This window comes from Geodermatophilus sp. URMC 65, from assembly GCF_053502545.1.
Map to the genome: position 1 here is coordinate 890,034 of NZ_CP199954.1, position 13,035 is coordinate 903,068.

At 71.7% G+C, this 13,035-nt stretch carries 15 protein-coding genes; 5 read left to right on the forward strand and 10 right to left on the reverse strand.

What is annotated here, in order from left to right; all coding sequences use genetic code 11:
* Window positions 1-209: 209 nt before the first annotated feature.
* Window positions 210-605 (forward strand): nuclear transport factor 2 family protein, encoded by a 396-nt coding sequence (locus ACWIX7_RS04105; RefSeq protein ID WP_448620339.1) that lies wholly within the window; start codon window positions 210-212, stop codon window positions 603-605.
* 430 nt (window positions 606-1,035) lie between these two features.
* Here the strand turns inward: ACWIX7_RS04105 and ACWIX7_RS04110 are convergent, their stop codons facing one another.
* Both ACWIX7_RS04110 and ACWIX7_RS04115 read right to left on the reverse strand, forming a co-directional pair.
* A complete protein-coding gene (locus ACWIX7_RS04110) occupies window positions 1,036-1,899 on the reverse strand; it encodes an SDR family oxidoreductase (protein ID WP_448620340.1) in 864 nt (287 codons plus the stop codon).
* Window positions 1,900-1,939: 40 nt separating this feature from the next.
* Window positions 1,940-2,842: a DODA-type extradiol aromatic ring-opening family dioxygenase gene (locus ACWIX7_RS04115; protein ID WP_448620341.1), complete on the reverse strand. Its 903-nt coding sequence runs from the start codon at window positions 2,840-2,842 to the stop codon at window positions 1,940-1,942.
* Window positions 2,843-3,047: 205 nt separating this feature from the next.
* Here ACWIX7_RS04115 and ACWIX7_RS04120 point away from each other — a divergent pair, with 205 nt between their 5' ends.
* Complete coding sequence (locus ACWIX7_RS04120) at window positions 3,048-4,889, forward strand: glycoside hydrolase family 15 protein (protein ID WP_448620342.1); 1,842 nt, start codon at window positions 3,048-3,050, stop codon at window positions 4,887-4,889.
* Window positions 4,890-4,947: 58 nt separating this feature from the next.
* Here ACWIX7_RS04120 and ACWIX7_RS04125 read toward each other — a convergent pair whose 3' ends face one another.
* From ACWIX7_RS04125 to ACWIX7_RS04155, 7 genes are all read right to left on the reverse strand, one after another.
* Window positions 4,948-5,328, reverse strand: a complete 381-nt coding sequence (locus ACWIX7_RS04125) for a VOC family protein (RefSeq protein WP_448620343.1) — start codon at window positions 5,326-5,328, stop codon at window positions 4,948-4,950.
* Window positions 5,329-5,424: 96 nt separating this feature from the next.
* Entirely contained in the window at window positions 5,425-5,724 is a 300-nt protein-coding gene (locus tag ACWIX7_RS04130) for a DUF2218 domain-containing protein (protein WP_446765999.1), read from the reverse strand.
* A gap of 39 nt (window positions 5,725-5,763) precedes the next feature.
* Window positions 5,764-6,642 (reverse strand): DODA-type extradiol aromatic ring-opening family dioxygenase, encoded by an 879-nt coding sequence (locus tag ACWIX7_RS04135; protein ID WP_446765998.1) that lies wholly within the window; start codon window positions 6,640-6,642, stop codon window positions 5,764-5,766.
* 168 nt (window positions 6,643-6,810) lie between these two features.
* Entirely contained in the window at window positions 6,811-7,206 is a 396-nt protein-coding gene (locus ACWIX7_RS04140) for a nuclear transport factor 2 family protein (RefSeq protein ID WP_448620344.1), read from the reverse strand.
* A gap of 74 nt (window positions 7,207-7,280) precedes the next feature.
* Window positions 7,281-7,490 carry a hypothetical protein gene (locus ACWIX7_RS04145; protein ID WP_446765996.1) on the reverse strand — a complete coding sequence of 70 codons (210 nt, stop codon included), beginning with the start codon at window positions 7,488-7,490 and terminating at the stop codon, window positions 7,281-7,283.
* A 505-nt stretch (window positions 7,491-7,995) separates the two neighbouring features.
* Complete coding sequence (locus ACWIX7_RS04150) at window positions 7,996-8,946, reverse strand: NADP-dependent oxidoreductase (RefSeq protein WP_446765995.1); 951 nt, start codon at window positions 8,944-8,946, stop codon at window positions 7,996-7,998.
* Between the two features lie 111 nt (window positions 8,947-9,057).
* Window positions 9,058-9,432: a DoxX family protein gene (locus ACWIX7_RS04155; RefSeq protein ID WP_446765994.1), complete on the reverse strand. Its 375-nt coding sequence runs from the start codon at window positions 9,430-9,432 to the stop codon at window positions 9,058-9,060.
* Window positions 9,433-9,549: 117 nt separating this feature from the next.
* Here ACWIX7_RS04155 and ACWIX7_RS04160 point away from each other — a divergent pair, with 117 nt between their 5' ends.
* Window positions 9,550-10,053 (forward strand): MarR family winged helix-turn-helix transcriptional regulator, encoded by a 504-nt coding sequence (locus ACWIX7_RS04160; RefSeq protein WP_448620345.1) that lies wholly within the window; start codon window positions 9,550-9,552, stop codon window positions 10,051-10,053.
* Between the two features lie 96 nt (window positions 10,054-10,149).
* Here the strand turns inward: ACWIX7_RS04160 and ACWIX7_RS04165 are convergent, their stop codons facing one another.
* The gene (locus tag ACWIX7_RS04165) at window positions 10,150-10,386 is read right to left on the reverse strand and encodes a hypothetical protein (protein WP_448620346.1); all 237 of its coding nucleotides are present in this window, start codon (window positions 10,384-10,386) and stop codon (window positions 10,150-10,152) included.
* Between the two features lie 640 nt (window positions 10,387-11,026).
* On the opposite strand from ACWIX7_RS04165, the gene ACWIX7_RS04170 reads away from it, so the two are divergent.
* The gene (locus tag ACWIX7_RS04170; RefSeq protein ID WP_448620347.1) at window positions 11,027-12,193 is read left to right on the forward strand and encodes a serine hydrolase domain-containing protein; all 1,167 of its coding nucleotides are present in this window, start codon (window positions 11,027-11,029) and stop codon (window positions 12,191-12,193) included.
* 30 nt (window positions 12,194-12,223) lie between these two features.
* Complete coding sequence (locus ACWIX7_RS04175) at window positions 12,224-12,982, forward strand: SDR family NAD(P)-dependent oxidoreductase (protein WP_446765990.1); 759 nt, start codon at window positions 12,224-12,226, stop codon at window positions 12,980-12,982.
* The last annotated feature ends 53 nt before the right edge of the window (window positions 12,983-13,035 follow it).

Consider the following 13,035-nt stretch of genomic DNA (forward strand, 5'->3'; position numbering starts at 1 on the left):
CCGGAGGACTCGGAGCCAGTCACCGCCGGCAGGACCATCAGTGGGGTCATCACCGTCCACGCCCAGCTCACCCCGCGGCCCGCGCGCAGGGTCGGTACCGTCGCCGAGCGCGCTTCGTGCCCGCACCGAGATGCCAACCAATGGCACGAGCCGCCGCGGACACCGCTCGTTGCTGCCCCCACCCAGAGAGCAACACGAAGGAGAATCCGATGGGACTCGATGCGCAGACCGAACCGGACGCCAAGCGCCTCGTGCTCGAGTTCTTCGAACTCGCCTTCGTGCAACGCGACATCGCCCAGGCCGCCGAGCGCTACCTGGGCACGGTGTACAAGCAGCACAACCCGCTGGCCCCCGATGGACCTGAGGTCTTCATCGACTTCGTCGGTCAGTTCCTCGCACAGTCGCCGCACATGACGTTCGACCTCAAGCGGGTCATCGCCGAGGGCGACCTCGTCGTCCTGCACTACCACCTCAAGATGACCGCGGACGACCTCGGGCAGGCGGTCGTCGACATCTTCCGCGTCGAGGACGGGCGCATCGTCGAGCACTGGGACGTGCTGCAGGCGGTTCCCGCCGAGTCGGCCAACGCCAACACGATGTTCTGAGCCCGTCGCGGCCGACCCGACTCACAAGGGGGCCGAATCGGCGTTGCAGCCGGTCACTGCTCGGGTCGGCGCGAGGGACGCAGTGCGGTCGGCACGAGCGGGGAGTCGCGCACCGGCGGATCGATGCGCAGCTCGGCCGTACGAGGTCCGAGGCTCGCCGAACGCCGTCAGGTCGGCGGCCCACGTCTGCAGGGGGGACCGGGTCGCACGAGCCCGCTGGGACATCGGACGAGGTATCCCCCGACACCGCGACGTGCTCCCTGCTGACCGGGCGGGACGCAGGCCGGCCAACCGTCTTCCCCGTCACCCGGGGCGAAATCCGTCCCGGGCACGGGCCCTCACCTCTCTGGGAAGGCGAGGGCCCGTGGTCAGCGCCTGGTGTCAACAGCGGCCGGCGTCGTCCACGCCGGGAGGCCCGACGCGGTTCGCATCAGGCCCGCGGACCAGCGGCCGCTGCGGCGACGGCCTGCGCCAGCGGGGTCGGTGCGCGACCGAGGAGCTTCTCGAGGTCGTTGCCCTCGACGTGGTGTTCCCCGTCGGCCACGGCCCGGTCGAAGTCCGCGAACAGTGCCGCGGCCGGCTCGGGTAGCCCGGCACCGACGAGGATCTGGGCGTACTCCTCGACCGGCACATCGGTGTAGGCGACCTGCCGGCCCGTGACCGCGGAGACGGTCGCGGCCAACTCGGGCATGGTGAACGCCTCACCGCCGAGCTCGTACACAGCGCCGTCGTGACCGTCCTGGGTCAGGACGGCGGCGGCCGCCTCCGCGAAATCGGAGCGGGTGGCCGCGCTGACCTTGCCGGTGCCGGCGGAACCGACGATGCCGTGCTCGAGGTAGGTGGCCAGCTGGCCCGTGTAGTTCTCGATGTACCAGCCGTTGCGCAGGACGACGTGCGGCACCCCGGACTCGGCCAGGACCTGCTCGGTGGCGAGGTGCTCGGCTGCCAGCGGCAGGGTCGAGGTGTCGGCGTGGGGGAAGCTGGTGTAGGCGATCAGGCGCACACCCGCGTCCTTCGCCGCGGAGATCACGTTGCGGTGCTGTGGCAGCCGCTGGCCGACCTCGCTGCTGGAGACCAGCAGCAGCTTCTCCGCACCGGCGAACGCGGCGCGCAAGGACTCGGGGTCGGTGTAGTCGGCGCGGCGGACGGTGACGCCGCGGTCCTGCAGGTCGGCGAGCGCCTCGACGCGGCGGCCGGTGGCGACGATCTGCTCGGCGGGCACGCCGCGGGCGAGGAGGGCTTCGACGACCAGGCGGCCGAGGTGGCCGGTGGCGCCGGTGACGACGATGGACATGCGGGTGGTTCTCCTTGCTGAAGCGGGTCGGGTCGCAGGCTCAGGCGGCCTGGAAGGAGCGCCGGGAGAGGCCGAAGCTGTAGCCCTCCAGGGTGGTGACCACGGGGGCGGTGGGGTCGGTGGCCGCGCCGAGGGCGACGAACAGCGGGGTGAAGTGCTCCACGGTCGGGTGCGCGTAGGGCAGTCCCGGGGCGGCGCTGCGGTACCGGGACAGCTCGGCGACGTCCCCACGGGCCAGCGCGTCGGCGGCCCAGTCGTCGAAGTCGGTCGACCAGGCCGGCACCTCGGTTCCCTCGAGCATCCCCCGGGTGATGAACGGCAGGCCGTGGGTCATGTGGCCCGAGCCGACCACCAGCACGCCCTCCTCGCGCAGCGGGCGCAGCCGCTCACCGATGGCCAGCAGCCGGTCGGGGTCCTCGGTGGGCAGTGACAGCTGCAGCACCGGGACGTCGGCCTCCGGGTACATGATCTTCAGCGGCACCCAGGAGCCGTGGTCCAGGCCGCGGCTGGCGTGCTGGTGCACGTGCTCGGTGTCCGGCATGAGGCCGACCACGTCGCGGGCGAGCTCGCTGGCGTCGGGGGTGTCGTAGCGGAACGTGTAGTACAGCGGGTCGAAGCCGCCGAAGTCGTACACCAGCTCGGTGGGCCGGGGAGCGCTGACCGACAGCGGCGCGGACTCCCAGTGCGCCGAGACCACCAGGATCGCCTTCGGCTTGGGCAGCGCCCGGGCCCAGTCGTACAGCGGGTTCAGCCACTCCTGCCGCCAGAACGGCATCGGACCACCACCGTGGGACAGGTAGAGGCTCGGCAGCGCCCCGTCCTCCGGCGTCCAGGGCCGGTGCGGCTCCATGGCGGCGACCCGACGCAGGTGCTCGGCGAAGAGGTGGTCGGCCGGGATGCGGGCATCCGCAGCAGCGGTCGTAGCGGGACCGAGCGTGGTCATGGTGGACTCCCAGTTGGTTGTCGAAGCAACTGACACTCTGCCTCAAGTCACTTGTCACAGCAAGTATTTCGCTGAAGATGTGAGCACACGCACCTCCCGCGTCGCCGACGGCCGTCACCGGGCCGGTCGGCCACGACCCTGCGATAGTTCTCGCCTCACGTCAGCTCGCGGACCACCCCGGCCCGACCGACACGGAGGGGCACTCGTGACCAGCGACCCGGCTGAAGCGGAGCGCGCGGAGGCCGGTCCGCAGCCGCGGTACCTCCCCGTTGCCGAGCACGGACTGATCGGCGATCTGCACTCCGTGGCGCTGGTCGGCACGAACGGCACCATCGACTGGTACTGCTGCCCGTCGTTCGACTCGCCGAGCGTGTTCGGGGCTCTCCTCGACGCCGACCGCGGAGGCTCCTTCCAGCTGGTCACCGCCTCGCCGGCGCGCACCCGGCAGTTCTACGTCCCGGACACCAACGTCCTGCTGACCCGCTTCTACACCGGCGACGCCGTCGGAGAGGTCCAGGACTTCATGCCCGTCGGCCCGGCCACGGAGACGGCTGACCACCGGTTGGTCCGGCGGGTGCTCTGCGTCCGCGGGACCATGACGTTCCGCGCGCGGGTGTCCCCCCGCTTCGACTACGGCCGCCGGACGCACACCGTCGACGAGCGCGACGGTGGGGTCCTCTTCGGCTCGACGGACCTGTCGCTGTCGCTGACCGCCACGGTTCCCCTCCGCTGCGACGGGCGCGATGTCGAAGCGGAGTTCACCCTGGTCGAGGGCGACTCGGCGGTCTTCGCCCTCGACCGCGTCCGCGGCGGAGCCGAGCTTCGCGGGTGCTCCGGCACCGAGGCGGAGGCGCTCTTCGAGGCCACGGTCACCTTCTGGCGCCGCTGGCTGTCGGCGTCGCGCTACCGCGGACGGTGGCGGGAGATGGTGCACCGGTCGGCGCTGACCCTGAAGCTGCTGTCCTACGCGCCGACGGGCGCCATCGTGGCCGCGCCCACCACCAGCCTCCCCGAACAGCCCGGCGGCGAGCGGAACTGGGACTACCGCTTCGTGTGGATCCGCGACGCTGCCTTCTGCGTCTACGCGCTCCTGCGGCTGGGCTTCACCAGCGAGGCCGCCGCGTTCATGGACTTCCTCGCCCGGCACATCCCCCCACCGGGCGAGCACCCCTCCGGACCCCTGCAGATCATGTACGGCATCGACGGCCGCACGGACCTGGCGGAGGAGGAGCTACCGCACCTCGAGGGGTACGAGGGCGCGTCCCCGGTCCGGATCGGCAACGGCGCGGCCGAGCAGCTCCAACTGGACATCTACGGGGAGCTGATCGACTCCGTCTACCTGTACGACAAATGGGCGGAGCCCATCTCCAGCGATGCGTGGGAGGGCCTCTGCGGTCTGGTCGACTGGGTCTGCGACCACTGGGACCAGCCCGACGAGGGCGTCTGGGAGACCCGCGGAGGACGCAAGAAGTTCCTCTACTCGCGGCTGATGTGCTGGGTGGCCGTCGAGCGGGCCATCCGCATGGCCAACCGTCGCGGCCTGCCCGCCGACCGGCTCCGGTGGGAGCGCACCCGTGACGACATCTACCGGCGGATCATGCAGCGGGGCTGGTCGGCACGCCGGCAGGCGTTCGTGCAGCACGAGGACGACGACGTCCTGGACGCCGCCGTCCTGATGATGCCGCTGGCGAAGTTCATCGCGCCGACCGATCCCAAGTGGCTCGCCACCCTGGACGCGCTCGGCGCGGAACTGGTGTCCGACTCGCTGGTCTACCGCTACGACCCCGAGGCCAGCCCGGACGGCCTCAGCGGCGAGGAGGGCACCTTCTCGATCTGCTCGTTCTGGTACGTCGAGGCGCTGACCCGCGCGGGACGCCTCGACGACGCCCGTATGGCGTTCGAGAAGATGCTGACCTACGCCAACCACCTCGGGCTCTACGCCGAGCAGATCGGCCGCGACGGGGAGCAGCAGGGCAACTTCCCCCAGGCCTTCACGCACCTGGCGCTGATCAGCGCCGCCGTGAACCTCGACCGGGCCCTGGGCTGACGGTGCCCCCGCCGGCCCTGCCGCCCGCCGCAGGTGGGCGGAGCGGCAGGGCCCAGCGTCAGCGGGGCTGCGGCTTGCTCTCGTTGAGGCCGTAGACGCGGCCGTCGACGCCGCGGAAGTGGCGGTATGCGTAGTCCAGGTCGGGGACCCGGTTGATCTCGCCGAGCAGTTCCCCGCCCGCCGCGGCGATCTCGGCGCTGGCCGCCTCGACGTCGTCGACCCGGAAGCCGAACGCGACAGAGCCGTTGTAGCCGAAGTCCGGCGCGGTCTGGGGCGTGTAGAGCTCCAGCATCCCCCCGTCCGGGAGCGCGTACACGAAGACGCCGTACATCTCCATGGCCAGGCTGAGACCGAGGGTCTCGCTGAGGAACTTCTTCTGGGCCTCGAGGGCCTCGGGCTCGACGGTGATGGAGTGCCAGGTGATGGCGTTGACGATCATCGCGGTGTCCTCTTCTCGGTGGGTGGTGCGGTGCTACCGGGCGCGGCTCGATCCGAACCCGGCTGGGCGAGGCCCCGTGTCCTGGGACGTTCGCTGTCAGTCGGTGTCGCGGCGCCAGGTGACCGCCAGGCCCGCCCGCGCACCGAAGCGCTCCAGGTGGCTGCCGAGAGCGTGTTCGATGCGGTTCAGCGTCTCGACGTCAGGCGCCTCGGCGCGCAACGAGAGCACGTCGTCGCCGACGAGGATCCGGGCGCGGGCGTTCCCGACGATCGTCGTCCACCCGCCGTCGGCGTCCTCGGTGAAGGGGGCCTTGCGACCCAGGTGCGAGATCAGCTGCTTGGCGTAGCGGGCGGGGGCGTCGGTGCGCACGTCGGCGCGCGAGGTGAGGGTGGTCATCGGTTTCTCCTGGTCGGGTTCCGGCGGCCGGGGGTCCGGTCAGGCCGTCTGGATGGAGCGGATCGAGTTGCCCATCCACATGCCGTCGAAGGCCGTCGTCACCGACTGTCCGGGCGTGGTGCCCGCACCGAGGGTGAGCAGCAGGGGCACGAAGTGGTCGGCGGTCGGGTGGGCGATCTCCGCGCTCGGTCCCTTGGCGCGGTAGTCGAGCAGGGCGTCGACATCCCTGCGGGCGATGGCGTCGGTGGCCCACTCGTCGAAGGCCTCGGTGTGGCCCCGCAGCTCCGGCCGGCGGAAGACGGCGAAGCTGTGGGTCATGAATCCCGACCCCATGACGAGGATGCCTTCCTCGCGGAGCGAGCGCAGGCGCCTGCCGAGCGCCAGCAGCGCCTCGGGGTCGAGGCCGGGCATGCTCAGCTGGACGACGGGCACGTCCGCAGCGGGGTACATGGCCATCAGCGGGATGAAGGCGCCGTGGTCCAGGCCCCGGTCGACGTGGTGGTGCACCGGCGTGCTGTCGCGCAGGGTCGCCACGATGCGCCGGGCGAGGCCGGTGGCGTCGGGGGTGGCGTACTGGAGCGTGTAGTAGCGGGGGTGGAAGCCGCCGAAGTCGTAGTACAGCGGCGTGCCCGCGGCGGTGCCGGAGATGGCGAGCGGGGCGTTCTCCCAGTGGGCGGAGACCACGACGATGGCCCGGGGCTTGGGCATGGACTGCGACCAGGTGAACAGCGAGTCCAGCCACCGCGGGTCGTCCAGGGTGGGCGGCGCGCCGTGGCTGACGAACAGCGCCGGCAACGGCCCGTCGTCGGGCGTCCAGGCCCGCTGGGCGCGCGCCTGGGGCAGGACCCGGGCGAGCAGGTCGTCGTAGGCGCCGGCGGGAATGGCCGGGTTCAGGATGTCGTGCAGCTGCTGGTTCATCGCGGTGCTCTGTCTCTCGGGCAGTGGGTGAGCGGCTGGTCCCAGGTGTGGCTGCTGGACCTGTCGGCGGTCGGGTGCTCGTCACTCGCCGTGCAGCCGGTGCAACTTACTTGCCACGGCAAGCATTTCCGCGCTCAGTGTGGCGTGGGACACTGTGGCGAGGTCGGGTCAGAACATCCCGTTGCTGTTGGCCGACTCGGCGGGGACCGGCTGCATCACGTCCCAGTGCTCGACGATCTGCCCGTCCTGGACGCGGAAGATGTCGACGACGGCCTGCCCCAGGTCCTCCGGGAAGAACGTCAAGTTGTAGTGCAGGACGACCAGGTCGTCCTCGGCGATGGCCCGCTTGAGGTGGAACGACGCATCCGGCGCCTGTGCGAACAGGCCGCCGATGAGGTCGGGGAAGACGGCCGCGCCGTCCGGGGCGGTCGGGTTGTGCTGGGTGTATCCCGCACCCAGGTAGCGCTCGGCGGCCTGCGCGGGCTCGCGCTTGACGAAGGCGAGATCGAAGAAGTCGAGGACGACGCGCTTGGCGTCGGACCGGTTCGGCTGATCGGTGCTCATCTGAGGTCCTTTCGGGTGTTCCGACTCGGTGGCGCCTGTGCCGACCCGTTCGCCCTGTCGCCGGCGGTACGGGGTCAGCGGGTCCCCTGGGCAGGTCGTCGTGGTCGGACCATCTGCAGCGAACGGATCGAGTTGCCGAACCAGGTGCCGTCCACGCCGGAGGTGGTGGCCCGTCCGGTGGTGGTGCTCGCCCCCATCGTCAGGAGCAGGGGCACGAAGTGGTCTGGGGTGGCGTGCGCGATGGCGTCGGCGGCCCACTCGTCGAAGGCGGCGGTGTGGCCCACCGGTCAGGGCCGGCGGAAGACGGTGAAGCGGTGGGTCAAGGCCCCGAGCCGATGACCCGGAGGTGTAGTAGCGCGGGTGGAATCCCCCGACGTCATAGAGCAGCGGCGTCCCGGCCGGGGACGCGGAGATGGGGAGCAGGGCCTTCTCCCAGTGCGCGCAGACGACGACGGCGCGGGGCTCGGGCACGCTCCGCGACCAGGTGAACGGGGAGTCCAGCCACCGGGCGTCGTCCAGGGTGGGCGGAGCGCCGTGGGTGATGAACTGGGCCCGGCGTGGGTCCGTCGTCGGGGACCCAGGCACGGTGGGCACGCGCCCCGGGCAGCACCCGGGCGAGCAGGTCGTCGTAGGCACCGGCGGGGACGGTGGGGTGCCAAGGGCCGTCGCTCAGGGCGGCCATCGGCGGCCTGCTCTCGGGTGGGCGGCCGATGACGGGCCGGAGGGGATGTGCCCGCCGCCGGGCGGGGTCGGCGCGCCTTGCGTCGACCCCGGCCGGCGACGGTGGTGTCAGCCCTCGACGGTGACGACGAGCTTGCCGCCGGCGCCGCCGGTGGCAAGCCGGCCCAGGCCCTCGGTGGCCTGCTCGAGGGGCAGGACGTCGGCGACGGTGACCTTCAGGTCCCCGGCGGCGGCCTGCTGGGCCAGCGGGGCCAGCACCTCGCGGGTCGGCATCGCCATCACGGAGGTGCCGGTGAGCCCGGCGGCGGACAGCGTGGCCTCGTCGGGCACCGCCGCGACACCGGCGACCTTGCCGCCGCTGCGCACGGCGGCGATCGGGGTGCCCGAGGGGTCCATGCCGTGCAGGCTGACCAGCGCGTCGACGCCGTCGGGGTAGGCGGCGCGGACCTGGTCGGCCACCGGGCCGGCGGTGTGGTCGATGACCCGGGACGCACCCAGAGCGGTGAGCCGCTCGGCGTCCTCCGGCTTGCCGGTGGCCACCACGGTCACGCCGCGGGCGGCCAGCAGCTGTACCGCGAAGGAGCCGACGCCGCCGGAGGCGCCGTTGACCAGCACGGTCTGGCCAGGCTGGGGGTCGATCGCCTCGATGGACTGCACCGCGGCCGCGCCGGCCAGCGGGAGGGCGGCGGCGGTGGTGAAGTCCAGCCCGGCGGGCTTGGGCGTGACCGTGGCGGCCGGCAGAACCGCGTACTCAGCCAGCGTGCCGGCCGAGATCGGCGGGGCCAGCAGCACGTGACCGAGCACCTCGTCACCGACGGCGACGTGGTCGACCCCGGCGCCGACAGCCTCCACCACGCCGGCGGCGTCGCGGCCGATGACGACCGGGTACTCGTGCGGCAGGCCCATCTGGGTGAGGAAGCCGGCGGCGATGGCGTTGTCGATGGGGTTCAGGCCGGCGGCCTTCACCCGGATCAGGACGGTGCCCTCGGTGGGCTCGGGGGTGGGCAGCTCGCCGAGCTGGGGCTGCTCACCGGCGGCAGGGACGTGCAGAGCGCGCATGACGGGGACTCCGTATCAGGTGGTGAGGATGGGGTGCACTCCGGCCACGGGAGGCCGGAACGAGTGGTGGTGGCGCTCGGCGGTCACTGTTGCGGTCGGCCGCCGACCGGCTCAGAAGGCGTACGGGCCGAACCGGCCCCAGGCCACGAACGCGGCCAGGGCGAGCAGCACGATGTTGACGACGATGTTCGGCGACTCCTTGCGGCGGGCGTGGGTCACCGCGGCGCCCAGCATGAGCAGGGCCAGGCCGGTCGCGGCGATCGGCACCAGCACCGGGACGATGCCCAGCGCGGCGGGCAGGATCAGGCCCACGGCGCCGAGGACCTCCAGCGCACCGATGCCCTTGACCGCGCCGTCGCTGAAGTCCTCCGTCCAACCCATGCCGGAGTCGGCGAGCTTCTTCTTCGGCTGGGCGAGCTTCATCAGCCCCGCGGCGAGGAAGGCGACGGCCAGCAACCCGGCCACGATCCACAAGACGACGTTCACGTTCTGACTCCTCGCGTGCTTTACTTGACGACGCAAGCGACAGTAGTCGCTCGATGCTTGCACCGTCAAGTGTTCTTGCCGGTGTGTCGCAGTGCTCGACAAGCGAGGAGAGGTGTCGTGGAAGCGGTCGAGGAGCCGCGGTGGTTGACCGCGGAGGAGCAGCAGACCTGGCTCGAGCTGATCGGCGTGCTCACCTGGCTGCCCGACGCCATCGACGCCCAGCTGCAGCGCGACGCCGGCGTCAGCCACTTCGAGTACCAGGTGATGGCGATGCTCTCCATGGCCCCGCAGCGCACCCGGCGGATGAGCGAGGTCGCCGCGCTGGCCAACGGGTCGCTGACCCGGCTGTCCCGGACCGTCGACCGGCTGGACAAGCGCGGCTGGGTCACCCGCCGGCCCGACCCGGAGGACGGCCGCGCCACACTGGCCGTGCTCACCGACGCCGGCTGGAACAAGGTCGTCGCCACCGCCCCCGGCCACGTCGCCGAGGTCCGCCGCCTGGTCCTCGACCCGCTGACCAGGACCCAGGTCCGCCAGCTGCACGAGATCGCCACCCGGATCCGGCAGGTCGTCAACCCAGGCGGATGCCTCCCGACCCTGGCGACGCCGGACACCCCCTGATTCCCCGAGTGCCGACGTCCCGGTAGGGCGCCACCGTCCGCGCCGCCGTCATCCCGCCATCGGTGGCCACCGGTCCGCAGTCCCGGTCACCGCTGCTCAGTGCGTCAGCTGCCACTTGAGCACGACCGTGGCAGCGGCGACGACCGCCAGGACGAAGCCCGCCAGGAACACCCGGGTCGAACTGCGCTCCCCGGACACCCACGCCACCACCGAGCCCAGCAGGGCCAACCGGACGTCGACCAGCACGAGCGCCAGCACGAGCACCACGTCGGCGTCCACCAGGTCGGTCCACGCCAGCAGCAGCACCGTGATGGGTGCGCCGGCGGTCGTCACGATGGGCAGTGCATCCCGGATCTCCCGCCGGACAGCAGTCGTGTCCAGCGATCGGCCCTCGCGGACCCGCAGCCCCGACCGCCTCACCCACCGTGTGCGCGACGAAGGTCGAGACCCCCACCCCCAGCAGGTAGAGCACGCCAGTGGGTCCCCGCAGCTCGTCCGGGTGCAGTGCGATCAACGCCGCCATCACCAGGACGTTGCCGTACACGTAGGCGGACACGCGGCTCGCGACGTCCTCGCGGGGCAGGTCGTCCGGTCCACCTGCCCGGCCGGCGCGCCGCGGCAACCTGAGTCTGCTCACCTGGCCGGCCCGGTGACCGATCGGCGACCCCACACGTCAGACCCTCCTGGCCGCGGCAGCCACTCCCCGACCCCCGCCAGGATCGCTGCTCGTGGCTCCACGTGCACGCCCGTCCACGGACGCCCGGTCGGTACCGGTCGCTCACCCGGTTCCCGTGTCCGGTCGAGGTCACGTCGTGTCCGGTGGGTTGTGCGGCCAGTCGACCTGCCCGCCGGTCTGTTGTGGAGGGGTGCGCCGTCACATAGGCTTCGTGCGCTCAGCGAAATTCTGTGCGACATACGAGCCTGGCGCCCAGGTCGTTGCCGAGTCCCCGAGCCCCTGGGAGGGATGTCACCGATGGAGATGACGGATCCGGGAGAGGCCGGCTTCCACCCGCAGCGGCTGCAGCGGCTCGTCGAGTCGATCCAGCACGACGTCGACACCGGCTTCTACGACGGTGCCCAGATCACAGTCGGCCGAGCGGGTCACCTGGTGGTGGACGAGGCGATCGGCTTCGCCGACCGGTCGCAGGAGCGGGCGCTGCGGACCGACGACGTGCTGGTCCCCTTCTCGATCAGCAAGCAGCTCGTGGTCGCGACCGTGCTGAGCTTCGTCGAGCGGGGACTGCTCTCGCTCACCCAGCCGGTCGCGGAGGTCCTGCCCGACTTCGGAGCCCGGGGCAAGGGCTCCGTCACGCTGTTCCACCTACTCACCCACACCGGTGGCGTGCTCGCCGACGTCCCCATGCTCCCGGTCGAAGACCTGATCTCTCTCGAGCGCTTCACCGCCTACGTGTGCGCCTCCGCACCCGAGACCCCGCCCGGGCAGCGCGTCCTCTACTCGAAGCTCGGCGCCCACGCGGTAATGGCGTCCATGCTGGTGGCGGTCGATCCCGGCAAGCGCTCCTTCGACGCCATCGTCGCGGACGAGGTCCTCCGGCCGCTCGGCATGGACAGCACGACCCTCGGGCCGCCACCGGGCGATCGTTACCTGGCGCCCGTGGTGGCCCGCTACCGGCGTCCCGCGGGCATGTTCACCATCGAGGGCATCGAGGGCTCGGGCCACCTCATCACGGCGCCCGGCTCCCAGATGCCCGGTGCGGGCTACACCACGACGGCCGAGGACTTCTACAAGTTCGCCGATCTCCTGCGCGGCGGAGGGGTCCGGAACGGCTACCGGCTGCTCTCCCCCGCCATGATCGAGCTCGCCGCCCGCAACCACACCGGCGAGATGCCCAACTCCCTGCTGGACTACGCGCTCCAGATGCGCAACTGGCTGCCGTGGCCGGCATACCACGGGCTGGGGTTCTTCGTCCGCGGTGACGCTCTCACGCCCGGTCCGCTGCCCAACCTGGGCAGCAAGGGCACCTTCGGCGGCTGGGGCGCCGGCACGTCCTGCTTCTGGGTGGACCCGGCGCGGGACGTCTGCTTCACGCTCATCACCGTCGGCTCCCTGGAGGACACCGACCACCTACCCCGGACCCAGCGCCTCGGCGACATCGTCCTCGCGGCCCTCACCGACTGACCGGTCCTGATCCGAGCAGGAGGAGAAGAGATGAGACTCGAGGACAAGGTCGCCGTGGTGACCGGAGGTGGATCCGGTATCGGGCTGGCCTCGGTACGCCGGTTCGTCGCCGAGGGCGCACGCGTCGTGGCCGTCGACCGCGACGGCAATCGTCTGAAGGACTCCCTCGACGGTGTGGACGGCGCCATCGCGTTGGCAGGCGACGTGACCCGGAGCGCGGACCTCGACGCGGCGGTCGCGACCGCCGTCGAGGAGTTCGGCCGGCTGGACGTCCTGGTGACCGCGGCCGGCATCGCGCAGCCCAGCAGCCAACGGACAACCGAGTTCGGCGGTGACATCACGGAGATCAGCGACGCGGACTTCGCGGAGGTGGTCGAGGTCAACCTGTACGGGACCTTCTACGCGCTGCGCGCAGCGGTGCCGGCCATGCGGCGCAACGGGCCCGAGGGTGGTTCGATCGTGACGATCTCGAGCGTCGGTGCCCTCGCTCTCCTCCCGTTGGTCCTGCCGTACCCGGCATCGAAGGCAGGGGTCATCGGGATGACACGCGCCGCCGCGGCGCGACTGGCCGCGGAGAACATCCGGGTGAACGCCGTGGCCCCCGGGTCGACCGACACCCCGATGCTCGCGCAGAACGGGCCCGAGGCCCGCCAGGCGATCATCGACCTGGCCCCGATGAAGCGAATGGCGTCGGCCGACGAGATGGCCAACACCATCCTGTTCCTCGCCAGCGACGAGGCGGCGTTCTTCACCGGCCAGGTGCTCTCGCCCAACGGCGGGACCGCCTGACCGGCGGTCTCCCGTCCGCCGCCGTCGTCACCCGGGTCCTGCCCGGGCGGCGA

Excerpts from the sequence above, each read along its gene's own strand:
- ACWIX7_RS04175 (WP_446765990.1), top strand. The coding sequence starts at position 12,224 with ATGAGACTCGAGGACAAGGTCGCCGTGGTGACCGGAGGTGGATCCGGT.
- ACWIX7_RS04150 (WP_446765995.1), bottom strand. The coding sequence starts at position 8,946 with ATGCGCGCTCTGCACGTCCCTGCCGCCGGTGAGCAGCCCCAGCTCGGC.
- ACWIX7_RS04125 (WP_448620343.1), bottom strand. The coding sequence starts at position 5,328 with ATGATCGTCAACGCCATCACCTGGCACTCCATCACCGTCGAGCCCGAG.
- ACWIX7_RS04140 (WP_448620344.1), bottom strand. The coding sequence starts at position 7,206 with ATGAGCACCGATCAGCCGAACCGGTCCGACGCCAAGCGCGTCGTCCTC.
- ACWIX7_RS04170 (WP_448620347.1), top strand. The coding sequence starts at position 11,027 with ATGGAGATGACGGATCCGGGAGAGGCCGGCTTCCACCCGCAGCGGCTG.
- ACWIX7_RS04115 (WP_448620341.1), bottom strand. The coding sequence starts at position 2,842 with ATGACCACGCTCGGTCCCGCTACGACCGCTGCTGCGGATGCCCGCATC.
- ACWIX7_RS04130 (WP_446765999.1), bottom strand. The coding sequence starts at position 5,724 with ATGACCACCCTCACCTCGCGCGCCGACGTGCGCACCGACGCCCCCGCC.
- ACWIX7_RS04135 (WP_446765998.1), bottom strand. The coding sequence starts at position 6,642 with ATGAACCAGCAGCTGCACGACATCCTGAACCCGGCCATTCCCGCCGGC.
- ACWIX7_RS04110 (WP_448620340.1), bottom strand. The coding sequence starts at position 1,899 with ATGTCCATCGTCGTCACCGGCGCCACCGGCCACCTCGGCCGCCTGGTC.
- ACWIX7_RS04105 (WP_448620339.1), top strand. The coding sequence starts at position 210 with ATGGGACTCGATGCGCAGACCGAACCGGACGCCAAGCGCCTCGTGCTC.